General features: G+C 44.7%; 18 protein-coding genes. 5 read left to right on the forward strand and 13 right to left on the reverse strand.

Going from position 1 to position 25,880, the window contains the following annotated elements; translation table 11 throughout:
- From OH461_RS18905 to OH461_RS18925, 5 genes are all read left to right on the forward strand, one after another.
- On the forward strand, window positions 1-559 hold a 559-nt coding region (locus OH461_RS18905; RefSeq protein WP_443088481.1), incomplete at its 5' end, for a bacteriophage T4 gp5 trimerisation domain-containing protein.
- A complete protein-coding gene (locus OH461_RS18910) occupies window positions 559-1,371 on the forward strand; it encodes a DUF4123 domain-containing protein (RefSeq protein WP_270022096.1) in 813 nt (270 codons plus the stop codon). The genes OH461_RS18905 and OH461_RS18910, both read left to right, overlap by 1 nt.
- The gene (locus tag OH461_RS18915) at window positions 1,361-4,879 is read left to right on the forward strand and encodes a toxin VasX (protein WP_270022097.1); all 3,519 of its coding nucleotides are present in this window, start codon (window positions 1,361-1,363) and stop codon (window positions 4,877-4,879) included. The genes OH461_RS18910 and OH461_RS18915 overlap by 11 nt, the downstream gene beginning before the upstream one ends.
- A 16-nt stretch (window positions 4,880-4,895) precedes the next feature.
- Complete coding sequence (locus OH461_RS18920) at window positions 4,896-5,882, forward strand: hypothetical protein (RefSeq protein ID WP_270022098.1); 987 nt, start codon at window positions 4,896-4,898, stop codon at window positions 5,880-5,882.
- Between the two features lie 74 nt (window positions 5,883-5,956).
- Window positions 5,957-7,081: a DUF6708 domain-containing protein gene (locus OH461_RS18925; RefSeq protein ID WP_270022099.1), complete on the forward strand. Its 1,125-nt coding sequence runs from the start codon at window positions 5,957-5,959 to the stop codon at window positions 7,079-7,081.
- 131 nt (window positions 7,082-7,212) lie between these two features.
- On the opposite strand, the gene OH461_RS18930 is transcribed toward OH461_RS18925, so the two are convergent.
- The 13 genes from OH461_RS18930 to prpB all read right to left on the reverse strand — a co-directional run bounded on the left by OH461_RS18930 (window position 7,213) and on the right by prpB (window position 25,873).
- A complete protein-coding gene (locus OH461_RS18930) occupies window positions 7,213-8,472 on the reverse strand; it encodes a hypothetical protein (protein WP_270022100.1) in 1,260 nt (419 codons plus the stop codon).
- Window positions 8,473-8,642: 170 nt separating this feature from the next.
- Window positions 8,643-9,602 (reverse strand): helix-turn-helix domain-containing protein, encoded by a 960-nt coding sequence (locus tag OH461_RS18935; protein WP_270022101.1) that lies wholly within the window; start codon window positions 9,600-9,602, stop codon window positions 8,643-8,645.
- Window positions 9,603-9,834: 232 nt separating this feature from the next.
- A complete protein-coding gene (locus OH461_RS18940) occupies window positions 9,835-11,580 on the reverse strand; it encodes an ABC transporter ATP-binding protein (protein WP_270022103.1) in 1,746 nt (581 codons plus the stop codon).
- Complete coding sequence (locus OH461_RS18945; RefSeq protein ID WP_270022104.1) at window positions 11,573-13,390, reverse strand: ABC transporter ATP-binding protein; 1,818 nt, start codon at window positions 13,388-13,390, stop codon at window positions 11,573-11,575. Before OH461_RS18945 ends, OH461_RS18940 begins: the two co-directional genes overlap by 8 nt.
- Before the next feature lie 97 nt (window positions 13,391-13,487).
- Complete coding sequence (locus OH461_RS18950; protein WP_270022105.1) at window positions 13,488-15,578, reverse strand: TonB-dependent receptor; 2,091 nt, start codon at window positions 15,576-15,578, stop codon at window positions 13,488-13,490.
- A 194-nt stretch (window positions 15,579-15,772) separates the two neighbouring features.
- Complete coding sequence (locus OH461_RS18955) at window positions 15,773-16,384, reverse strand: LysE family translocator (protein WP_270022106.1); 612 nt, start codon at window positions 16,382-16,384, stop codon at window positions 15,773-15,775.
- Window positions 16,385-16,392: 8 nt separating this feature from the next.
- Window positions 16,393-17,217: a PhzF family phenazine biosynthesis protein gene (locus tag OH461_RS18960; protein ID WP_270022107.1), complete on the reverse strand. Its 825-nt coding sequence runs from the start codon at window positions 17,215-17,217 to the stop codon at window positions 16,393-16,395.
- A 121-nt stretch (window positions 17,218-17,338) separates the two neighbouring features.
- Window positions 17,339-17,806: an ASCH domain-containing protein gene (locus OH461_RS18965; RefSeq protein ID WP_270022108.1), complete on the reverse strand. Its 468-nt coding sequence runs from the start codon at window positions 17,804-17,806 to the stop codon at window positions 17,339-17,341.
- Window positions 17,807-17,928: 122 nt separating this feature from the next.
- Complete coding sequence (locus OH461_RS18970; protein WP_270022109.1) at window positions 17,929-19,806, reverse strand: propionyl-CoA synthetase; 1,878 nt, start codon at window positions 19,804-19,806, stop codon at window positions 17,929-17,931.
- 59 nt (window positions 19,807-19,865) lie between these two features.
- Window positions 19,866-21,065: a 2-methylaconitate cis-trans isomerase PrpF gene (gene prpF / locus OH461_RS18975; RefSeq protein ID WP_270022110.1), complete on the reverse strand. Its 1,200-nt coding sequence runs from the start codon at window positions 21,063-21,065 to the stop codon at window positions 19,866-19,868.
- A gap of 9 nt (window positions 21,066-21,074) precedes the next feature.
- Complete coding sequence (gene acnD / locus OH461_RS18980) at window positions 21,075-23,666, reverse strand: Fe/S-dependent 2-methylisocitrate dehydratase AcnD (protein ID WP_270022111.1); 2,592 nt, start codon at window positions 23,664-23,666, stop codon at window positions 21,075-21,077.
- A gap of 67 nt (window positions 23,667-23,733) precedes the next feature.
- Window positions 23,734-24,864, reverse strand: coding sequence for a bifunctional 2-methylcitrate synthase/citrate synthase (gene prpC, locus OH461_RS18985; RefSeq protein WP_270022112.1), 1,131 nt, complete (start codon window positions 24,862-24,864; stop codon window positions 23,734-23,736).
- 118 nt (window positions 24,865-24,982) lie between these two features.
- The gene (prpB, locus tag OH461_RS18990) at window positions 24,983-25,873 is read right to left on the reverse strand and encodes a methylisocitrate lyase (protein WP_270022113.1); all 891 of its coding nucleotides are present in this window, start codon (window positions 25,871-25,873) and stop codon (window positions 24,983-24,985) included.
- Between the last annotated feature and the right edge of the window lie 7 nt (window positions 25,874-25,880).

The raw sequence follows: 25,880 nt of genomic DNA on the forward strand, positions 1-25,880 counted from the left end.
GAACGACCACACCACCCACATCAAACACGATAAGCACTTAACCGTCGATAACGACAGTTTTGCGTTGGTGAAAAACAATCAACACACCATCGTAAAAGGTGAAGACCGAACCAAAGTAACTAAAGACACAACCCAAGTGGTTAATGGGTCGTTAAACCAAAAGATAGGTACCAACTACGCACTCCAATCAGGCACAGAAATTCACCTTAAATCAGGCCATAAGCTAGTCATGGAGGCCGGCAGCGAAATCACTATTAAAGCTGGCGGAAGTTTTGTGAAAGTCGATCCAGCGGGCGTCCACATTGTTGGGCCAACCATCAACCTAAACGCAGGAGGAAGCCCAGGTAGCGGCAGCGGCTATGGTGGCAACGAAGCAATAGCACCAAGAATTGTTGAAGAGTTAGTTGCGCCCGAGGAGCTAGTACTTGCTAAATCGACACCGAAATTAATACAACAAGTTCAGGCCGATGTACGAACAGAAATGCCAGTTACAACCATCTGCCCAAACCATACTGGAGAAGACTGTCCAAACTGCAGCTGTCCATGTGAGGAAGGATAATGACCATCTATCTCGATAGGAAAATCAATGATCAAGCTGTTACTTGGTACGCTATTGTTTGCTATTACCGTGGAATGCAGGAAGAAGTGTACCGCTTAGGTTCTCAAAATAATATCGAGCCGCTCTACCTCGATACGGTTCTTTCATCGCTCCTAGCTGAAAGCCCACTTGTTATTCAACTGAAACCAGATCTGTCATTGGCTAGCCATTTACCTAAATCAAAAATGCTATTGCTCGCCGCACCAGCAAAATTGTCGTTTCAAGAGGTGATAGACGATCTCAGGTTGAAACTAATTATTCGCTTCTCCGGAGATCAGCAAGGCTTATTTCACTATTACTCTCCTAGCGTATACAGCTATTTTCTAAATGCTTTATCAACGCAAGATACCGATAACTGGTTGGGCTTGTTTATGACGGCAAAATTTTATTGTCAAAAATTCCGTCAACACGCTCAATGGCAAGCGAGTCCTATTTCTGAAAGCAAGGCTTCATCAAATATTTGGTCAATCACTCCGTCACAAGAAGTCGCTCTGACTCAGATGGTGGAAGACAAGGCAGTCGATAACTGGCGTAAGTTTGAAAAACTATCCAAAGTAAATTGGAGTCAACAACATGCAGTGTCTCAGTTTTGCGCACAACATCATATTGAGGATGAGCAACGTACATTTTTTGTAAGAAACATATTTCACAAATGGGACGTCAGTCCAGATATTCTAAATTTTAACCCTCACGTAATTATTAACCTCCCTCAAGAAGAGAAAATAACCCAACTTGAGTCAACTTTGGCAAGGAATACTGACTATGGCCGTTAAGTACGCATCTAATCACGCTTGCGACGGAAAGACATTTCTAATTGAAGTCACTGGAATTAAACATAGCCCAGAACAAGACTTTCAGTTTTATGACTTAACGGACATGGTGCAACAAGAGAGCCTAGAAAAAAAGAAGAAGATTGATCCTGAATTAGAAGACTCTACGATTTACAGTTGGCATTGGTGCCAACAAAAAGAAAACCGTAATGTCTGGTTAAAAGTAGATGCTGAAGGCGGGCCAATAAAACTTCCGCTATTTCAAGACGTATCATCCGTCGAGCGACAATCCAAGAATCAACGCTACTCAATGCAGTCTATTCTCCCGCTAACGTTACTGCCCACTTATGACGATAAGTTAAAGGAAAAAGACCGACTTGCTCCCGTAAGAAACGGCTACTTCTATATTTTCTATAATGGCAAAGCATGGAGAGAAATTGAAATTCGAACTCAAGATGATTATACGGTCGAATTTAGAGATATTGATTTATTTAAGTATCGACAAGGGAAAGATCAACCTTTCCTTGATGAGCAGCGTAAAGCCGTTGGGAAGACCTTAAAAGAGATCTGGGTACCATACAAAGACAATGGCCGAAATGCCAAGGTACAGGTTGCGTTTTCAGAAGTACCATGGAGTGCACCTTACTTAAACAACTTAGAATCAGACGAAAAAGCACTAGCAAATCGCTGTGAAAGCTTTCAAAGCTTAGTATCAGATCCACTAGAAGAAAACACCATCCCTCCAATTCGTGTTCGAGAACCTGAGCTTGAGTTTTTGTTGGCAGAACCTTCGAAGCTAAATCGCAGCTTAGATGGAAGCTGGCTAACTACCCAATTTAGGGCCGTGACGGAAAACATATCTCAATGTCGAAATGATGGCAAGAAAGCGAAAGAGTCGATGTTTCGTCAACTTTACCATGTTAATGAATATGAATATGGTATGAAACAATCAGCTTTACAACAGGAACTCAACCCTAAGTCCATTAACAAAGAACAGTGGAAGACTAAACCTAGTAAAGATTATCTTGAAGACGCTAAAAAACGTCGACTAAGAACGGTTACACTCGACGACCCATTATTCGACCTCAGACAACGTTCTTTTCTCGTAATGGCAGCAATAGGCTATTTGCAACAAGTCTATGTCGACATGAGCAAACAAGAATATTATGCCTGCGCGGAACTAGTACAAAAGTTTGTATTCCCTAAGAAGTTTGGTAAAAACGAAAACACTTGGCATAAACACAAAAATGATATCAATGGTGATTTAGGAGGAAGGTTCCATAGAACTTTGCGGACAATTGAGCGGGATATATGCCGGATAGACGTAAAAGGCCTACAAAAGCATGTAGAGACGGTCATGAATGATAATCGATTAGCTTTTGTACTAAAAGATATGAGCGCACTAAACGATATTAATGCATCAGCCGCCCACCGTATAGCCGGTTACGGCATGTCAGCACTGAGTATCGATATAAACAGCCTTGACCAAATGTCTAACCCTGACCCGTTATCTAAAAGCCCATGCTTGGAAACTGTAGCGAAGATACTCTCAGAAGATAGCCAACACGCCTTACACGAAATTCTGTTTCCTCCTAAAGATGCAGTAACTCTTGAAGATACATACATACCACCAGCCCCTTTTAATGATGGGACAGGGACTGCGACCCCAGAATCCCTCGCACTATGGGGCAAAGATGATTTTATAGTGAATGAGGAACAGCTTCACGTCATGGATTTAGCCTTTATGACAGAAGCAAATGATAATGGAGAAGATAACTTTGGCGTTGTACGCCGTGCAGCAAACGTACTAGATGGAATTTTGAGAGGTTACTTTGATGCCCTACAAGCATTAAGCGAAGATCTCTCCAAGCATGCAAAAGTTATTCAATTCAATAAAGCCTATGCTCCTGTTTTAGGGCTTTTAAAAGCAACCAATTCTAAACTTTGGGGAGAAATGGTCTATACACCTGTGGGCGGGGCAGAGCTAAAAGGTACGGTGTTAGGCGTGCATGGGCATGGTCTAAGCTACGGACTAACCGCACAAGAGGCACAGACAGTAAGAACAAAAGGTAAAAACGCGCCAATGGCACGACTTCACGACAAATCAGGAAACCTCATTGCGTCAACGGGAAGAAACTCATTCAAAAGTAACGACATCATTTCAGGTATTAACGGCGATTTAGGCAAAAAGAGTGCACTAAAAGTGGTGGTATTGCCGCACGACAGTACTCTAGCCGAGACCTTCAATAAGGAAAGCACCCAAAGAACATTTAAGCATTTGCAGAGTGATTCCGTCAGCATTAGCAATGCCTATGAAAGGCTCAAAGTACCATATTTTATTGTAGTTATAGAAATGATGAACCTGAAACGGAGTTTCGAAACAGTATTGTACGACCATGGAAAAATCAAAGATGCGTACACGCAATCCGTATTAGCCAGTGGAATAATAGACTTAACCCTTGCCATAGTCCACGCTTCTAACCTATATACAAACAATGCATCTACACTAGCGACTGTATCGAATAACACCGCTTTTAAAATGTCAAATAAACTTGTTGATAAATTTACATTTAAGGCAGGCGCAGTCAAACTGGTTGGAAAACTTAGCTATCTTAATGCATTCAGTATCGGAGCTGGTTTCCTTACTGCGGCGATTGCCGGCTGGGATACCATTAAACTGTACCAACACAATGATCTCGATGCCAGCTTAGCAATGGGTATGATCACGGCAGGTACCTTAACCACTACTGTAGCTACTGGTTTTTTCACCACCAGTTCTCCATTTTTATTTGGTATGGGTCCGGTGGCTTGGATAGGTATTGCAATCGCTCTGGTGGGTTTTATGCTTTATCAATGGTTCAAAGACAGCCCGATAGAAACTTGGCTTAAAAATGGGCCTTTTGGCCAAGACCCATCCGATGATTACGCCCATTTACAAGACAACGATATCGCCTTTAACCGATTCATCGGATTAGTCTTTCATCTGACATCGAGCATACATAGGTTAGACTCACAAACCCCATTTTCTACCCAAATTAACAACCTGATGAAAAGCAAAGGCGCTACGCATGTTGTACTATTAGAAACGAACATCGCGTCACTGATTCAAAACACAAAACAAACCACCAGTTTTTTCGCTAGAGAATCAATTTTTGCCATAACCCGGGATCTCACCAAAGCTAACGGTAATAATGAGACCATCAAGCCAATAAAAACTAACCGATACAATAGCCCAATTATCGACATCATTAAGTACGACGCAGGGTATGCATACTTTTTAAGAAATGAGATAAAGAAACCTCAAGAAGCTCCAATGAAGTACAGTCCATCAACAAGAATATCGAAAATAACGCGTTATGGTCATGGATTTATCATTAGAGCCACCATTAAAGTTGGTAATTTAACGCTACCAACACCACCGTTAGAAGAAACACAATCGACAGCGATACCACTTGAGCCTAACTTTAAGAATGACAAACAATGGTTACAAAGCATTGTACTGATTAAATAAAACATTAGGTATATAAATGACAAAAGAAAACATCAACAGTTGCTATAGTATTTATAACTCCAAAAAAATTATGAAACAGCAACCAAAAATGAACAGTAGTTTCCTCCAAAGGTTACTAACTAAAGGTCAGAAATTTGATTTTTCAATTGCAAATTCCAATATACCGATTTCATTCATTGAAGATTTTAAACCTTCCGACATTAGTTCAAAAAGTAAAAATAATGAAAAAAAAACATTCTGGGATGAGGAAAAACTATACAATGAAAGTTTATCTCCCTTATCTCAATTATATTTTATCATTGTTGCTCTAGTTAAAGTGTCACTGATTTTTTTTATACCTTTATTCTACTTATTATCTCTTACAGCGGCAGTTGTAGATAATAGTATTGATAGTCAAGTAGAACAATTAACAAATATAACTATTTATTGGTTCATTCCCTGCATTTTATATTACACTCACTACAAAATGCTTAATCGGGGCTACTTTTTCCTTGCTCCATTTTTAAAGAGCAGATTAAATTTTACTCTAAATAGAAAAACCGGAATGGTCACTCTATATAAAAAACGAAACGAAGTTCAATTCTCACATCCTTTTATTGAATTTGATTGTGTGCTTATGTCTGCACCTACCCCACAAGGCCACTTAAACTACAGCTTAATGTTGGTCCATCGTTATCATGAATACTCTACTGGTGTGCCATTACACAACTTTGTTGGCAGCAACCAGCTCGTATCCGAGTACGCGCTCGTCTGGAATATGATTCAGCGCTATATGGATACCAGTCAGCCAATGCCAGATGTATTGGCATTAGAGCAATCTAGAGACAAAGACCCTGTTACTGCAGCACATGATAAGAAGACCAATCGCCCCCCTCGCTATTGGCGCGATATGACCGATGAACAGTTTGCTGAAACGGTAGAGAAAATGAGAGAGAAGCAAAAAACAATTCCGGCAACAGGGCCAACTATAAACATATTTGCTGAAACCCCTTCTCATACATGATCTACCATTGCATATGTTGCTGAATCGAGATCGAAATTAGGAACAAGCTAACAATCAAATGACTAAGAAGAAAAATGAACAAAGCTAGAAATAACTTTCCGTTCTTTGCTGGAGAAAAAACACCTAAAGAGTTCAGCCATGCCATGGTTCTAAGCCCTTTTCCGATTAGAACAGGAATAAAGAAAAATAACTATTGCGAACAATTGCTCAGTAAAAATAACAACTATATTGAGATTGGCGGAGTCGCTGGTTTGATATTTCAAACTCAGATAGTTTGGCTAATGTTTTTGATATCTTTCGTTATCGTATTTATTCCCGTTTATATCATGCTTGGAGGGATAACCTCAATGTATGAGCTTGCTTACGAAACTAAATTCATTAACGGCATACCTAATAGGACTTTTAGCTACTTCGAGTTTGGTAATGCACTTTTCGCTCTGTTCGGCCCCTTAATTGCTACTTTGGCCATTATTTTCTTAGTTATCAAGAATACAAATAAATCACTACTCAGAACCATTCCTTTTCGCTTTAACCGTCAACGACGTGAAGTCATGTTTTCAAAATGGAATAAGGCCAAAAAACAAACTCAAGTTAAGTTTTTTAAATGGGAAGATATCTGCGCGATGGTTGGCCAAGGGTCAGCTGTGACTACTGTTGGTGTAATATCATCTTCTGCGCTAGTGATAGCAGCTGATGATAACAGCAAATACGGTAACTTTTGGTCTAGCATGACACTCAATGCTATTAACAAGATCGATGCCACTTCAACTTGGGAAATGATTCGTAGCTACATGGAGGAAGGTGAAGAGGCTGTGCCTGAACCAGAGCCTCTGACTTATGCCCATTTACTCAAACAACATTGTGAAGCCAATAACATCAGCCCAAGTGAAGTAACTGGTGGTACCAAACTATGGTGGTACCTCAATGGCACCATGTTGGGCATTTGGCGCACCAATCGCTTAATGAAGAAGATGACTGTTCACGCAGAAAGCTTTCCCGAGGTTGTCGAGTGGAGCAAGCCCTTACCGAAATCTAAATGGGCCAAGCCAAGCGAAGAGCTCGAATTTTACAACCGAATTATCTCACAAAACGAATACGCCAAAGGCCATACTATTTTGTCCATCGGTAATGTCCGTGAAAAATATGGTCATTTAGCACCAAGTAAGCAAAGCGAAGTCCAAGCAGAAGAGACTTTTTAAATTTGATGGCTTCAATGCCGCTACGCTTTGGTTTCACCCCAAATAAGGAACAATTCTTCAACTTCCGTAACTTAGGTTGGGCTAACAGTCATTCGACTGTCGTTTAACCTAATAGGATGGCTCCATTCTACCTATTCAACATCTAAGTAAAATGCGGGTAACAGAACCAACACCGACATGATAGACCAAGAAATGGCGGTGCCAATTAGCAAACCGAAAGTAAGTAGATCATCATGATTGGCCATCACAAACAACGAAAATGCACTGGCAACGATGGTGTTTGAGATAACTAACGGCCTAGATGCAGACGCTAATTTCTTTGAAATTTCGGTGCTGTGATCTTTTTTATTCTTGGATGAGGTAAATGGATGGCTCAGCTTTGTTGGGCGCAAAATTTGTATCACCGCATCAACGATTAGGTAAATCAGCACTGGCGCAAACCCAATTAAACCTACGGTAAGCGGCATCATCGCCATGGCCAACGAACCCAAGGTCGCACCAAGTGTCATCGTCAACACAAGTAAAATCCACATTAACGAAGAGACAAACCCTTTACCTTGCCCCTTAATCAAACCACATAATAAAACACCAGCGAACAGCAGTGACGGCCAAGATACCAAGGTAGAGTTCATTGCCTCATGAGTGACAGTCAACATGGCCAACCCACCGGCCATCAGCAATGTAGCAACAATAAACCCTATCGACCATAGCTTAGGTCTCGCTAGTATGCGTTGTATCGTTTTGCTCAATCCTTTGTCGAGCCAATCAGGTTCAGTCTTTTTTTGGACGAGAGACGGAGCAAAGGCCACCAGCAGTAACAACAATAATCCCTGAGTGACAAGCATCACCGCAATACTTGCTATTGCAAAGCTGTAACCAATGAATGGCCCAATCAGCAAAATTAGCGCAATCGCCCAAATAGTCACTAACCCAATTGAACCCACGTTAGATGTGAGTATCTTCGCTGACGAGCTCATGCTTGGCTGAGGCGTTTCTTTTACAGAAAACTGAACAGCGCTGGTAATCGATACTGCAATGACTAACAGCACAATTTGCAACGTACTAAACAGGGGCAATCCAAGTTGACTGAGCACAATTAAAGTCGAACACAAACCTACGGCGCAAACTAACATAGTAATCAACGTGAGCAACAAGCTACGGCACAACCACCACATTAATAACATTACGGTCGCCATCACTGATACCCATAGGTATAGCGGTTCCTGCAATAGCCAACTAGTGATTTCACCTTGCTGAGAAACTAAATACAAACAAGCAGTCAAACTCACCAACACACATGCAAGCAACCAATATCGGCAACCAGCGACGAAACAGAAAAAGGCAGAATTTGAGGTGTGATTTGACGAAGCAGACGTCCATTCAGCGTGCATGAGCCGTATCCTTATTTCACTACGGTGAGCAAATAAAGACACTCATATTACGTATTAATAGAATCCTGACGACACAACAGAGGGAGAGTTTTTGTCACTTAACGAAGCTTTACTTCAACTAAAAGAGTCACTCAAGCCAACTAGCATGTACCCTGCGGCAAAGAATACCATTACCCTACGGCAACAGACTTACGACGATAGTCTTTTGGACTGCAAGCATACTGCTCTTTGAATTTTTTAGAGAAATGACCAACGTGCTTGAAGCCAATCTTATTAGCAACTTCTTGTACTGATAGCTCCCCTTCCGCCAACAGTTCGCTGGCTTTGGCCATGCGTTTACTATACAAAAAGCCATAAACGGTATCGCCAAACACCAGTTTAAAGTTACGTTTTAGCTTGTTGTCATTAATGCCTACTTGGCGCGCTAGGTCTTGCAGTGAAGGCGGCTCTTGCATGTGTTCTTCAATGATTCGAGCAGCATTTTGAATGCAATCCATATCACGAGATGTCATGCCATCACACTGTTTCACTGGGTGAGTCAGGTTGTGGTAGAGAATGGCTAATAGCTCCATCACCTTACCTTGTAGGTAAAAGTTATTGGCAGATTTACTCAGCTTGGAACGGAAAATGTCATCCACCACTTTCACCATAGGCGCAGTCACAGATACAAGATCGTATTTATTGCATACATTATTAGGATCGACATTTGCGCCAATCAAAGATTCATACAAGGCTTTCGGCACGCAAAAATTTAAGAACTTGGTGCGCTTATCATTGTAGTGAAACTCAAACTCTCCACCCTGACAGACAAAGAACAAGGCTTTTTCTCGAGTAATGGTGACCGCTTTCGCTTGCTCTGGAACTACTAAGTCCATTTCACCTTGTAAGATTAAACAAGCGCCATAGAAGTCTTGAGCTTGCTCTTTGAAACGAGTTGGTGCTTTAAATGTCACGTCACTCAAAGTAACCGACATCCCCTCAGCTAAGTCAAATATGTAACCAGCGCCATCGCATACACTTTCTTCTAAGGTCACTTTAGAGGTTGCAAACTGAGCCAATTGATCATCTTGGGCGCAATCGAGAATGTCGTACATACGAAACGGCGTAGTATCAATGTCAACAAGCTCCATAGTCAGCTCTCCATGCCTGATAGTTAAATCAATAGATGAGCTGAAAACTATAATAAATGAGAATAATTATCAATTAATTTCAGACGATATCACGCACTACCGCATAAGAAATGTCCTCTTTACGGTACGCATAGATAGATTTGAAGCCAAATGGCTATGTCTCATAAACGGCTTATCACTCGGCTAATCACCAATAGTGAGCCCTTAGCTTAACTCAATAACGAATCCTGAATTACAAACACCAACTGGTCGAAGACTGATGATCACACCACAATACTTGGTATGTTTCGCAGCTAGACAATAGATCCTCGTGTTGACCTACCGCTTCAACCTTACCGTTGTTCATCACAACAATTTGATCCACATGGGTGATACTCGATAAATTATGCGCCACCATAATCACGGTCTTATTTTCAACCAAGTGGCTAACCGCTTTCTTCACTTTAAGTTCGTTCTCCGCATCTAACGCTGCGGTTGCTTCATCCAGCAGTATTAATGGCGATTGTTTTAACAATGCACGAGCGATAGAAATACGCTGCTTTTCGCCACCAGACAGTTTGGTCCCACCTTCACCAACTTGAGTATCCAAGCCTTGCGGTAAAGATTGAATAAACTCCCAGCACGATGCCATCTGACAGCAGCGCTCAATCTCAACAGTGGAAATGGATGGATTCCCCATCGTCAAATTATTCAATATGCTGTCATCAAATAGATACACTTGCTGAAATACCACACTGACCAACTGAGCTATCTGAGTTTGGTTTAAGCCATTAATGGGTTGCCCTGATAGCAATATTCGCCCTGATTGCACATCCCAGAATCTTGCCAGTAGATGAATCAAGGTTGATTTACCTGAGCCTGATGGCCCAACGATCGCAGTTACCGAATTAGGCTTAACCGTAAAACTGACTTGGCTGAGAACTTGTTGCTGCTGATATGCAAAACTGACGTTTGTTAGCTCTACTCCCGAGAAAGGATTTGAACCATTATTCGAACTCTGCTTAGGGGAACTCTCAGTAATGTTATCCAGTTCAGGCTCAGACAATACGCCTGCAACACGATCCATCGCTGACTGGAAGAACTGCCACTGAGAAATCAAAATCCCCGCCTGCATGATCGGACGATAAAATTGCGTTGAAAGCAGCAAAAACAGCAACAGAACGGACACGGTCACTTGCCCATCAAGAACCCAGTAAATGCCCAAACTGATCAGCAAAGCAAAGCCTGATTCAGCTAACACAATGAATGCGGCAGGGGCTAATGTTGCACGTTTTTCAAAGCTAAGGTGCGCATCTCGTGCGGATTTTGACTTCTCGTCTAGCGATAAAATCTCTCCCTCAGCGCAACCATGAGCTCGCAAGATTTTAATACCTGCGATGTAATCAAAAATAGTATCCGTTAACTCATCTCCCGCTTGGTACAACTGCGCTTTACTGGCTAAAGAAGCTTTGTTGAACCAATAGAATGCACCACATGCTAATGGAATGCCTGCCGCCATGCTTAGCGCTAAACGCCAATCAAAGTAGGCTAAACCAAGAAGAATCACGCTTAAAGTACATAGCACGGCCATTAAATGACTCACAACATGAGAAAAAGCGTGCTCTACATGGTCAACATCTTTAAGCAATGTGTTGTTCAATGTACCAAGGTCGATGCTTAGTAAACGGCCCATCGGAATGTTAGTCAACTTGCTCAACAAACCATTTCGAGTTTTTTCCCCAACGAGCGTCGCTAAGTAACTTTGTTTGAGGTTAGCGATACGAATCATCACCATCCGCACCAGCACACAAACCGCAATGGCTAAACAGTAATAAGGCCAAGTTTCGGGCAGTTGGTTGTCAGCAATCAATACCGATAACAGCTGAAAAACCAATAGATAAGGCACAAGCGCAAACAATGCATCCAATGCGACCCACAGGGTATTAACCAGCATCGGGCGCAGCGAAATCCCCGTTAACTGTTGATAACGTTTAAGCATGTTGCGCCTCCGGTTGTTTCTCTACCATTTGCGACGGCTTAATTTTCCATTGCTTAGCGGTTTGTTGCGTGTTCCATAACTGTGCGTAATGTCCCTGTTGCGCTAGTAATTGCTGGTGCGACCCACACTCAACCAATAAGCCGTCATTAAGCACTAAAATTTGATCGGCATTGACCACTGTAGAAAGCTGGTGTGCAATCACAACGACCGTTTTACCTTGGGCTAACTCGCTAATAGCGGATTGAACTAGCTTTTGATTGGTCGCATCGGCATGCGCTGTCGGCTCATCCAACACTAGAATAGGCGCATCTTTTAGCATCGCCCTTGCAATGGCGATACGCTGTTTTTGCCCGCCGCTCAGTGAGACACCATCACTCAATAGCGTGTCATAACCTTGGGGTAATTGTTCAATAAACTGATGAGCATTGGCCGCTTTCGCTGCCGCCTCTATTTGCTGAAATGAATACGGCTTACCCATAGTAATGTTGTCTCGGATGGTCAGCTTAAACAAATGCGAATCTTGAAAAACCAACGACATCTGATCCATCAACTGCGCCTCTGAAAAATCACTTAGTGGCTGATCATCAAGATAAATTTGACCACGACTTGGGTGCCACATTCTGGCTAATAGATGAATTAAGGTCGACTTACCCGCCCCAGACCCACCGACAATCGCAGTCACGGTATGAGGCTTGAGTTCAAAACTGATGTTTTGCAGCGCTGATTTGTTTGTTTCTGAATAATGAAAACAGACTTGCTCAAACCGTACCTGATGATTGCTTACCTTAGGCTTAGAAGCCAATTGATTAGAATCATTAGCTTGTGCGATCACTGACTCTTGCGGCAATTGCTCAATCTTGATTAATCGCCCGACGCCTTCAAAAACTTGCCCCAGATAGGTACTCAGCAAGGTTAGATTAAACAACGGCTCCAACATACCGACACCAAGCAACAAACAGATAATGAACTGGGCAATGGTCAACGAACCATCAAGGCAAAAATAGAGACCAATCGGTACTAAAACCGCTAAGCCACTATTTAGAAAAGCTTTGAACGCAGCCATTGGCCAAGCCGCCTCTTTTATCCACTTAGCTAAATATTGTCGATGCTGATCTAAGCCTTGCTCCAACTTAGTATGGCGAGTTTGCTGCATGGCAAACAAGCGAATCACGGGCATCGCTCTGGCGAACTCCGTCACCGCACTGTTGAGCTGCTCCAAGTTATGGTGGTATTGCTGGGCTTTCTCTTTATAACCACGAAACATCATCGCTTGGCTAATGGCAGCAAGAGGAATGGGAATTAGCGCAAATAAAGCCATGCGATAATCTATAAAACAGAGCAAAACAAAAGTGGTCAAAGGCACAAACAGCGCTGTCACAAGATCAGCTAACTGATGCGCAAGAAACACTTCCACTCTGTCGATGTCTTCTGCCAACACCTTCTTTATCTCGCCGCTACTGGTTTGATTAAAGTAACCTAGCGGAATGCGGCTCATGTGCCGAAACAAGCGTGTCCTAATCTGATACTGAATATGAAAGGCGCTGGAATGGGCTAAATAGGTAGATAGCAGTAAACAGCCGTAGCGCAGTAACATGGCCGCCAAAGCTAAGCTAGTAAACCACCAAATAGCTTGTTGATCAGTCACTTGAGTAAGTAAGCTGTCAGCAATCAAATAGACAAAATAGTAAGGCGCAAGAGAAAGCGTCGCTGCAATCGCTGCCAAGCAGACGGAACAAATCAAAATCCATCGATGTTGATGACAAAATTGCAGTAGCCAAGGCAACGCTGAGGGGGAAGATGACGAAGACATCCTTTCCTCCAAATAGAAATAAAAACAGCAGTGATAAGCCATGCTTACCACTGGAAAGAAATCGGGCTTTCAAATCGAATGATGAAAGCCCTTATGATTAGAAGTTAGCGCTTAAATCGACACCAAATCGCACTGGGTCACCATAATTGCTAAAGCCTGTCCCACCCCAGTTAACCGAATAGGTTTTGTATCGCTCGTCGGTGATGTTCACGCCCCAGAGTCGAATTTCAAAGTCATCTCGGTAATTGAATCGAACATTGGCATCAACCACAAAGTAAGGGTCTTGGAAGTTGTTACCTTGCTTATCTAGTGCCATTTCACCATAGAAGCCAACTCCGAGGTTTGGAGTAAACGTCCAGTTGTCGCCAATTTCACCGTAATAGGTCGCTTCAACATTGACCGTATGCTCCGGTGCAAATGGAATGCGTGCGCCTTCAGAGTAACTCGCTCCCGTGTAGCCATCCACTTGAGTGACCTTGGCATCATTGAAACCAAAGCTCAGTGCCGCTTCCCACACATCATTAATGAGTGCGCTGATTGAGCCTTCGATACCACGTGAGCGGACTTCTTTAATTGGTGCAATCGCATTCGCCCCTGTCGTCGGGTCTTGATAAGCGTATTGCAGGTTATTCACACGCATATCGAACACGTTAATATCGGCGATGATAGTACGATCATTCCAATAGCTCTTATAACCAAGCTCGTACACTTCGCTGGTTTCAGGATCATAAGGTAAGCCATGACCTAGATTGCCCGAGCTGTCGCTCGCTTCCGCAATCCATGAACCACCACCACTTAACATGCCTTCACCATAGCTCGCATAGACGGTGTGATTTTTGCCGAAATCTTTGCTGATGGCGAAGTTAGGTAAGAACTCAGAATAGTCTTTCTCGTAGCTGCCCTGCGTTTCAAATGGGAAACGGAACATGCTGTAGAACTGAGAGTCGATCTGGAAATCTTCTTTGGTGTAACGTGCGCCTGCTTTTAGTGTCCATGTCGGCGCAAAACGCCAACTCGCATCCATATAAGCGGTGTAAGTATCTCGGGTATACTTACCAGCGGTCTTGGTAAGCTGCATTTTGTTTAGATCCATCTCGGTGAAGTTGTTGTTATCTTCATGAGAGCGATAAAACGCAGCGCCAAATGTCCAATCAACAGGTAACGCACCTAAGTTAGAATTTAAACGCAGTTCTTGGAAGGTATCTTTTTCACGAATATAGTTATCAAGATAAGCAGACCCAGCGGGAGGCGTGACCACTAAATCGGCATCGAAACGGCCATAAGTATCAATTTCACGAATACCCGTAACTGAGCTTAGTTGCCAATTTTCTAACCCTGTCCAAGTAACATTCAAGGCTGCACCTTTTGAGGTTTGATCGAACAAACCTTCGATATCGGTAGCCGTTTTCAGATCATCACCACGCTCGGTCTTCGGATCATCTTTCACATATGGATATACGCCACTTTCTAATGTGGTGTGGTCAAGGTAAAGGTTCGCTGTCCAGTCACTGCTTGGAGTCCAATGCAGGCTTAACATGGCCGAACGTTGCTCTTTAGGATCTACCGATTTATTAAGGTGAGTATTCTCAACAAAACCATCTCGAGATAAGTAATCTAACGTAACTTTCGCAGTCAACACGTCTTCAATCAGCGCCGTACCCGCAGTCACCGTTCCGCTTTGTTGATCGTAGTTAGCAACACCTAACTCAAAGGACGCAGAAGGATCATTGCCCTGTTTTTTGGTGGTAATAACAATAATACCGTCACGAGCATTACTGCCATAAGTGTTACCTTGGGGCCCACGTAAGAACTCAATCGACTCAACGTCTTTCAACAATAGGTTGAGGCCATATAAACTGGTCTGCGGTACACCATCAACGTAAATTGGCACGTTACTTTGCTCTAAGTGACGTGGTAATCCACGCACTTGAATGTAACTGTAATCGCCCGGTAGCTCTGGTAACACAATGTTTGCGATAGACTTAATCGCATCCGCTACGGTCTTATAACGGTGCTTTTCAATATCCTCAGCAGAGAGATAGTCCATGCTTTGCGAAATATCTTTCATGTCCTTTGCTACACGAGCAGCATGCACAATAACCGTCTCGTCCGCTTGCGGTGCGGCGACGCTTTGTCCATAAGCAAGTGTTCCTAAAATAGCGGCTGCTAGTACTGCTTTATTGTTCACCTAGAGTCTCCCCTAATGACTGGATGATGTGAGATGGCAGTAATGTAAATGAAAACCATTTTCGACTAAATGGAGAAACTAGCAGTAGCGGGAGACAAAACAGCACTAGAGGAATTTTAGTGATATTTGATATTCAATCAGGCGTATTAAAACAAGCTAACACGCCTGAATAGATTAGTATAAAAGCCTTATTTTCAAGCAAATGCTTTGGCTATCTCTTGCACCACAGGAATGACAGATGCCGCAAGCAACAAGGCCATGCTGTAGTTAAACAGCTTGAGATTTCGCTCGGTTTGCAGGAATTTTTTCAACCAAGCGCCAAACATTAACCAGATGCCAACACTAGGAACAGACAACACTAAGAACGTTAAAACTAGAGTCGCAGTCTGAGTCGCAAACGCCTCTCCTGTCGTTGTAAAAGCGGCGATAGCCCCTGTAGCAACAACCCATGCTTTGGCATTGACCCACTGAAACAGTGCGCCTTTTACAAAACTCATTGGCTTCGCATTTTCTGTGGCCTTGAGGCCACCACTTGATGTAGCAATTAACCACGATAAATAGAGTAAATAGGCCGTGCCTACAACCTTAATGACTAAGTGCAAACTGGGAAACAACTCGAATATATAACCAAACCCAACACCCACCAGCATTAGCATGAAAGCAAAGCCGACACAGATACCACTGAGTAAAGGTAAGCTACGTTTTACGCCAAAGTTAAGCCCTGAGGTGAGCACCAAAATGTTATTTGGACCTGGCGTAGCCGAAGAGGCAATAGCAAACAATACCAATGAATAGAAGTAATCCATCTCGCCCCCTAAACGTATATCGTGCCTTTGAGGTACAACACGCCCGTGCCTGACACCAATACACGATCACCCACAAGTTGGCAGTGCAGTACTCCACTACGCTTAGATGCTTGTAAAGCCACCAAATTCTGTTTACCAAGTTGCTCTGCCCAGTAAGGCGCAAGTCCAGTGTGAATCGAGCCTGTCACCGGATCTTCATCACCACCGTTAGCAGGCCAAAAGTAACGTGAGACAAAATCGTACTCACTCCCCTTTGCTGTCACTACCACATCATACGGCGCAAGCTGTTTAAGCTGGTCTGAATCGTACTCTACGTCGAACACATCTTGCTCGCTGGCCAACACCGCCACATAGGCTTGTCGATTCCTTAGCACTTTTACTGGAGCTCGAGACAGCCCATCTAACAATGCACTCGGTGTTTCTTCAATCTCATCTGGCTTTTGATTCGGGAAGCTCATTTCAATTCGGCCATTTTGCTTTTGCTGCACAAAAAGATTCCCGACTTCTTGAGTCAAATATTCGATTTCGCCAGTAACACCAAGCTGATTAAACAGCACAAACGATGCGGCCAACGTAGCATGACCACAAAAATCAATTTCAGTCAGAGGAGAAAACCAACGAATTTGATATTGATTGGAAGAGCTTGTGTAACCAAGCTTTTGATTAACAGGAACAATAAAAGCCGTTTCAGATAGGTTATTTTCTGCGGCGATGGATTGCATCAGCTCCACGCTAGGCCATTGCGTTACCGGTACAACTGCTGCTGAATTGCCCTTAAACTGCTGATCGGTAAATGCGTCGACAACATAAATATCTAGCTCTAACTTTGACATAGCGATTCCTTTCAATGTTCAAATGCAGATTGGTATCCAGACATTCAGTCTATCGAATTCACGCTAGTCATACCGAGCGTAGTTTATAAAACCATTAGTATTTTCAACTACTCCCGCACGATTAGACTGGGTAAACCTTCTCGAACCGCTCTAACACTAGATCAGAAGATGTATCGAACTCTGCGCCAATTTGTTGAGCATATTGAGTAAAAAATTTCACATGGGCATCATGCCACCATTGATAGCTACGATCGCCTTCCCCCTCAGCATACGCAAACTCTGGTGTAACTTGATCGAACGGGCAAACATCCACCTGAGTCAACTTAACGATGCACACCGGGTTCTCTTGCCAATCTAAAATTACGGTTAACCGACCGACTTGTGGCAATGGCTCACCTTCTATCTCATAACCTTGCTTTAAACTGCATGAAGCCGTCTTTATACCCTGATCGATCAGCTTGGCACATTGGTTTGCATTGTATTCATCAGCACAAAAATACTCAGCTACGGTTTGTGGGATTTGACTGCGCTGTTCGGTGGTTAACTGAGACAGATACTGTTCTAAAAATTGCTGGTGATGCGGCTTCATGTTTCTTCCTTGGTTACAAATCATCATCGACCTGATAATGAGCCACGATTATAAACTATTGATTCAATGAAAAAAGGAGCATTTTACTGCTCCTTTCAAACCGTGACGTCTTTGATCATCAGCTAACTTCGTAATACGCGCTCTATCTCGCTGATACTGGATGGGTCATCGATGGTTGATGGAACGGTGTAAGACTCACCATCAGCGATTTGACGAATAGTGCGACGTAATATCTTACCGGAGCGTGTTTTCGGTAATCGCTCTACTACCAAAGCATGTTTGAAGCAGGCCACTGCACCAATAGAATCACGCACTTTAGAGACCAATTCGCCCTCTAATTGCAGCGAATCAATGCTTATCCCGTCTTTTAGCACCACAAAGCCTAATGGTAGTTGACCTTTCAAATCGTCATGGATGCCTACGACCGCACACTCAGCGATGGCTGGATGTGCACCAACGATTTCTTCCATCTCGCCGGTGGATAGCCTATGCCCGGCTACGTTAATCACATCGTCAATTCGCCCCATAATAAACAAATAACCATCTTGATCGAGATAGCCTCCATCACCTGACACGTAGTAGCCCGGAAACTGACTTAAATAGCCTGATTCAAAGCGGTCATGGTTGCGCCATACGGTGGGTAAACAACTTGGTGGCAATGGGCGTTTTAAGGCGATATAACCTTGCTGATTGGCCTGCGCTGACTCGCCTAGCTCATTGAGGATTTCTACTTGATAGCCGGGAATAGGTTTGGTGGCAGAGCCTGCTTTTACCGGCATCATTTCAAGCCCCGTCGGGTTGCCCGCTATCGCCCAGCCAGTCTCCGTTTGCCACCAATGATCCACCACAGGTTTGTCCGTTTGTGATTCTACCCAATCCAGTGTTGGCGGATCGAGCCGCTCCCCTGCCATAAAAATCGTTTTTAATTGGCTGAGATCGTATTGGTTTAAATAATCCCCTTGAGGATCTTCTTTTTTGATCGCTCGAAATGCTGTTGGAGCAGAGAACAGCGCATCGACTCGGTACTCTTCGCACACTCGCCAAAATGCGCCCGGATCAGGTGTACGAACTGGTTTTCCTTCATACAAAATCGTTGTGCAGCCATGAATCAACGGGGCATAGACAATATAAGAATGGCCGACCACCCAACCCACATCGGATGCCGCCCAAAACACACCATCTTGCGGCATGTTGTAAATCGTGCTCATCGAATATTTCATCGCAACAGCATGACCACCATTATCTCGCACCACACCTTTTGGCTTACCTGTCGTGCCTGAGGTATACAAAATATAAAGCGGATCAGTGGCAAGTACTGGGACACAAGCATGAGGTAGCGCATCTTGATAGGCTTGTTGCCAGTCAATGTCACGGTCTTGATTTAGGTCTGCGATTACTTGTGGTCTTTGCAATACAAACACTGTTTCCGGCTTCCAGCGGCTATCCATAATTGCTTGGTCGACCATAGGTTTGTATGGCAGTACTTTGTTAATTTCAATCCCGCAAGAGGCCGTCATGATCACCTTAGGCTCAGCATCTTCAATTCGCACGGCTAATTCGTTAGGCGCAAAGCCACCAAACACCACCGAATGGATAGCCCCCAGACGAGCACAAGCAAGCATGGCCATGGCCGCTTCTGGAATCATCGGCATATAAATCACCACACGATCGCCTTTATTCACGCCTTGCTTAGCCAACATGCCAGCAATCTTCGCCACTTGATCACGCAATTGTTGATAGCTAAAAGTTTGCTTTGCTCCGGTTACCGGCGAATCATAAATCAAGGCAATGTTGTCACCTCGCCCCTGCTCGCAGTGGTAGTCCAACGCCAACCATGAAGTATTGAGCAACCCATCGGGAAACCAACGTTCAATGCCGTTTTCGTCCGTGGCTAAAATGGTATTGGGTGGTTGAAACCAGTCGATCTGCTCGGATTGCTGCCGCCAAAATTGCTCAGGCTCGTTTTTAGCCCAAAGATATTCCTTGTGATACTCAGACATAGTGCTTCCTCCAGTATGTCTCGATACTGCTCTAACTTGGTTTTGATACTGCTTTATCGTTATGAAAATACGTCGGAGGGAACACGCACAACGCCCTCCATCAATATTCGGGCACTGCGGCTCATAGTCACTTTTTCAATTTGCCATTGCTGATCTTGCGAACACGATGCTTGTGCGCCAACTTTGAGCGTTCCGGATGGATGACCAAAAGTAACGGTTTCTCGTTCACCACCTCCCGCAGCCAAGTTCACTAACGTGCCGGGAATTGCGGCAGCAGAGGCTATTGCTACTGAGGCTGTTCCCATCATGGCATGATGCAATTGCCCCATCGAAAGCGCGCGAACCAATAAGTCTACTTGCTCTCGTTCAACCTGTTTCCCACTCGAACTCAGATAACTTTTGGGCGCAGAGACAAACGCGATTTTCGGCGTGTGCTGACGAGTCTTGGCTTGCTCTAAATCTTCTATCAGACCCATTTTTAATGCGCCATGTGCTCTTATCATTTCAAAGCGATCTAACGCAGCAGCATCAGCATTAATCTCCGGCTGTAGCTCAGTGCCTTGATAACCGAGAGCCTGCGCTTGAATGAAGATGGTTGGGATGCCAGCATTGATTAATGTGGCCGGAAACCTTCCTACATCAGGCACATCAAGTTCATCCACTACATTACCTGTCGGGAAAAGGCTGCCTTCAGCCGCAGGACGGACAAAATCAACTGGTACTTCAGCCGCCGGAAAGGTCACCCCATCTAACTCGAAACTGCCCATTTCCTGCACCTCCCCATCGACCATGGGAACGTGCACGACTATGGTCTTTTCAATATTGGCTTGCCAAATACGCACTTGCGCAATTCCGTTTTCTGGCACTCGCTTAGGATCCACCAGACCAGCATGCACAGCGAATGGCCCAACCGCAGCGGACAAGTTTCCGCAATTACCGCTCCAATCAACGAATGGCTTATCAATGGCGACTTGTCCGAATAAATAATCCACATCATGATTTGGCTGACTACTCTTCGACACAATCACGGCTTTACTAGTGCTCGACGTTGCCCCACCCATCCCATCGATCTGTTTCTGATACGCATCAGGGCTACCAATTATCCGCATCAACAGCTTATCGCGCGCTTCCCCTGCCACTTGGGCTGGTGCTGGCAAATCTTGCAGCCGAAAAAATGCCCCTTTGCTGGTTCCACCACGCATATAGGTAGCAGGAATTCTCAGCTGAGATTGTTGTGACTGCTTAATTGACTTTTCCATAACGCTACCCTAAGCCGCTAAGAAGTCTTGGGCGAAACGCTGTAATACGCCGCCGGCTTGATAAACGCTCACTTCATCTTCTGTATCTAGACGGCAAGTCACTGGAACATCCATCTTTTCGCCATTCGCCCGAGTGATAACCAAAGCCAAATCAGCCCCCGGAGTGATGTGCCCCACTACGTCATACAACTCTGTGCCATCTAGCTGTAATGTATGGCGGTCTGTCCCAACTTTGAATTGCAATGGTAATACCCCCATTCCGACCAGATTGGTTCGATGAATACGTTCAAAACCTTCGGCCACAATGGCCTCTACTCCCGCAAGACGCACCCCCTTTGCTGCCCAATCACGAGACGAGCCTTGACCATAATCAGCGCCTGCCACAACGATGAGCGGTTGCTGACGGTTCATGTACGTTTCAATCGCCTCCCACATGCGAGTCACTTTCCCTTCAGGCTCTACACGGGCCAATGACCCCTGCACAACTTTCCCTTGTTGCTTAACCATTTCATTAAACAATTTTGGATTGGCAAAGGTTGCTCGTTGAGCGGTCAAATGATCCCCCCTATGGGTGGCATAGGAGTTAAAGTCTTGTTCGGGCAATCCCATTTTTGCTAAGTACTCACCGGCCGCACTGCTTGGTAAAATCGCATTAGAGGGTGATAGATGGTCAGTGGTAATGTTGTCACCCAAAATGGCTAACGGACGCATAGCCGATAGGGTTCTTTCTCCGGCGAGTGCTCCCTGCCAATAAGGCGGCCGACGTATGTAAGTACTCATTTCTCGCCAATCGTACAGCGGGCTTTCACTTCGCTCTGCATCGTCCAATTTGAACATCTGAATATAGACTTGCTTAAACTGCTCTGGCTTAACGCTTTGCTCGACCACGGCATCAATTTCTTCATCGCTCGGCCACAAATCACTTAGGTAAATTGGCTCTCCTTGAGCATTTGTCCCGAGTGCATCACGCTCTATATCAAATCGAATTGTCCCCGCTAGCGCATAAGCAACCACTAATGGCGGCGAAGCTAAAAACGCTTGCTTAGCATAAGGATGAATTCGGCCATCAAAGTTTCGGTTACCCGAAAGCACAGCGGTTGAATACAAGTCACGGTCAATGATCTGCTGCTGAATGGCTGGGTCTAATGCACCACTCATACCATTACACGTTGTACAGGCATAAGCGACGATGCCAAAACCAAGCTGTTCTAACTCTTTCAACAAGCCAGATTCTTGCAGGTAAAGCTTGGCGACTTTCGAGCCGGGAGCAAACGAAGACTTCACCCAAGGCTTACGCACTAAGCCAAGTTTATTGGCCTTTTTCGCCACTAACCCTGCCGCAACAACATTTCGAGGGTTACTGGTGTTGGTGCAGGAGGTAATCGCAGCAATGATCACAGCCCCATCTGGCAATTGATCATCGGGTAGCTCTTGCTGCCATTCGCCCGCAATACCTCGTTGCGTAAGCTCCGAAGTGGGTAAACGACGATGTGGATTGGATGGTCCCGCGAGATTGCGTGTCACCGCTGATAAATCAAATTCAAGTACCCGCTCATATTGGGCAGTGTTTAGATCATCCGCCCATAAGCCCACTTGTTTGGCGTAGGTTTCCACCAACTGCACCTGTTCATCGTCTCGCCCTGTTAACTTCAAATAGTTGAGGGTTTGCTGATCGATGTAAAACATGCCAGCGGTGGCGCCATATTCTGGCGTCATGTTTGAGATGGTTGCACGGTCACCAATGGTGAGATCGCTCGCTCCTTCACCAAAGAATTCTAAATAGCAGGAGACCACTTTTTGATGACGCAGAAACTCGGTAATCGCCAATACGATATCAGTCGCAGTAATGCCCGCTTGGCGCTGACCTGTGAGTTTTACCCCGACAATATCGGGCAGACGCATCATTGACGGGCGACCAAGCATCACGGTTTCTGCTTCTAAGCCACCCACACCGATTGCGATGACACCAAGAGCATCGACATGCGGGGTGTGACTATCTGTACCAACACAGGTATCAGGATACGCCACACCATCTTTGGCTTGTACAACCGGAGACATCTTCTCAAGGTTAATTTGATGCATGATGCCGTTACCCGCCGGAATCACACTTACATTCTCAAATGCGGTTTTACACCACTCGATAAAGTGAAATCTGTCCTCATTGCGGCGATCTTCTATAGCGCGATTCTTTTCAAAAGCTTTCGCATCACAGCCCCCGTGTTCAACTGCTAGGGAATGGTCGACGATCAGCTGAGTTTCAACCACCGGATTAACTTTGGCAGGGTCTCCCCCTTGTTCCGCTATCGCATCACGTAGGCCAGCTAAGTCAACCAATGCAGTTTGGCCGAGAATGTCGTGGCACACCACCCGAGCCGGATACCAAGGAAAATCTAAATCACGCTTGCGCTCTATTAGCTGCCTTAAACTGGCTTGCAGTTTGTCTGGCTCGCAGCGACGAACCAATTGCTCAGCCAATACTCGTGAAGTGTAAGGGAGAGTTTGATATGAATTAGGCGCGATATCATCAACCGCTTGGCGCACATCGAAATAATCTAAATGAGTGCCCGGCAGCGCCTTTCTGTATAGACTATTCATGCTCATGGCTTTGCTTCCAATTTGTTATTATCGCCACCGGCAAGCGGTGGCATTCGCCGTTTTGAATCAAGAGTTATTGGCGTTGCTCGATAGGCAACCACTCTTGATGCTCTGGGCCAGTGTAATCAGCACTTGGACGAATAATTCGGTTATTCGCGCGTTGCTCGTACACGTGTGCAGCCCAGCCGGTTAAACGGCTCATGACAAAAATTGGGGTAAATAATGGGGTTGGAATACCCATAAAGTGATAAGCCGATGCATGGAAAAAATCCGCATTACAGAACAAGTCTTTCTCACGTTTCATGACCGATTCAACCCGCTCAGACACTGCGTATAAATGCGTGTCGCCAACCTCTTGAGACAACGCTTTTGACCAACGTTTGATCAGCGCATTGCGTGGGTCGCTTTCTCGGTAAATCGCATGACCAAAGCCCATGATTTTGTCTTTGTTGGCCAACATTCGCAGAATGTTTTGCTCCGCTTCATCTGGCGTTTGCCAATTTTGAATCATTTCCATCGCTGCTTCATTTGCACCGCCGTGTAAAGGACCACGCAAAGTGCCGATGGCAGCGGTAATGCAAGAGTGAATGTCCGATAAAGTCGAGGCACAGACACGGGCAGCAAAAGTGGAAGCATTGAACTCATGTTCCGCGTAGAGAATCAGCGAACAATGCATGACCTGTTTGTGCAGCTCACTCGGGGATTTATCCGTGAGCAACTTGAGAAAATAGCCACCAATACAATCTTGGCTTTGATCTTCCGTATCCACTCTTACGCCGTCATGGCTATAGCGATACCAATAGCAAATAATGGCAGGAAAGAGCGCCAACATGCGCTCAGTGGCGACCAACTGTTGGGAAAACTCGGTTTCTTGTTCTAAGTTACCTAGCATAGAACAGCCTGTGCGCATTACATCCATCGGGTGCGCATCAGCAGGAATCAGCTCTAACGCCTGCTTAAGCTGCGAGGGTAAACCTCGAAGGCTGAGCAAATAGGTTTTGTAATTATCAAGCTCTTGCTGATTAGGAAGATGGCCACGCAGCAACAAATGGGCGACCTCTTCAAATTGAGCGTTATTGGCTAAATCAGTAATGTCATAACCTCGATAAGTTAGACCGGTTCCTGATTTTCCGACAGTGCATAGCGCAGTGCTACCAGCGCTTTGGCCACGAAGGCCTGCTCCGTCTAGTACTTTAGAAGGCATGTTGAACTCCTTTTCTGTCTGGTGCGGGCTCTCTTTGGAGCATTTCTGTTTAATTCAGTAATCGCACTCAGACGGTTTCACGTTTATTGGATTTGGTGTTAATTAATGGCTTGCCTAGTTATTTTGAAAACAGCTGGTCGAGCTTATCTTCATATTGGTGATAATTAAGATGGGCATACAACTCAGCACGAGTTTGCATGGAGTCAAGTACCGCCTCTTGATTCCCCTCAGTTAGCAGGTGTTGATAGACCATCTCTGCGGCTTTGTTCATCGCCCTGAAAGCACTCAGTGGGTAAAGCACCATATCCACATTCGATGCGGCTAACTGCTCACAACCATATAATGGCGTTTGGCCAAACTCGGTAATGTTGGCCAAAATCGGCACATGCTTACCCGTTGCAGACTGCAAAGCATTAGAGAACTGAGTGTATTGGTCTAGTTGATTCATCGCCTCAGGGAAAATCATATCCGCGCCCGCTTCAACACAAGCAATAGCACGCTCGATGGCGCTATCCATCCCCTCTACTGCTAGGGCATCTGTGCGAGCCATGATCACAAAGTCATGATCCACTCTGGCATCGACCGCAGCTTTTACTCGATCAGCCATTTCTTGTTGGCTAACAATGGCCTTGTTCGGCCTATGACCACAGCGCTTTTGCGCCACTTGGTCTTCAATATGCACAGCGGCTGCGCCCGCTTTTTCTATCGATTTAATGGTGCGTGCAATATTAAATGCGCCGCCAAACCCCGTATCAATATCCACCAATAACGGTAGATCGCAGGCATTGGTGATTCGGTCTACATCTGCAAGCACATCATTAAGGGTGGTTATGCCTAGATCGGGTAATCCATAAGAAGCATTAGCAATACCGCCGCCTGATAGATAGATCGCTTGATGGCCAACGTTTTTTGCCATCATGGCGCAATACGGGTTCACCGTACCGACAATTTGTAATGGTTGATTGGTTTCTACTGCGAGTCGAAACTTCGCCCCCGGAGACTGACTCATGGCTACT

It is taken from the genome of Vibrio sp. LaRot3 (assembly GCF_027587025.1).
In the GTDB taxonomy this organism is placed as follows: domain Bacteria; phylum Pseudomonadota; class Gammaproteobacteria; order Enterobacterales; family Vibrionaceae; genus Vibrio.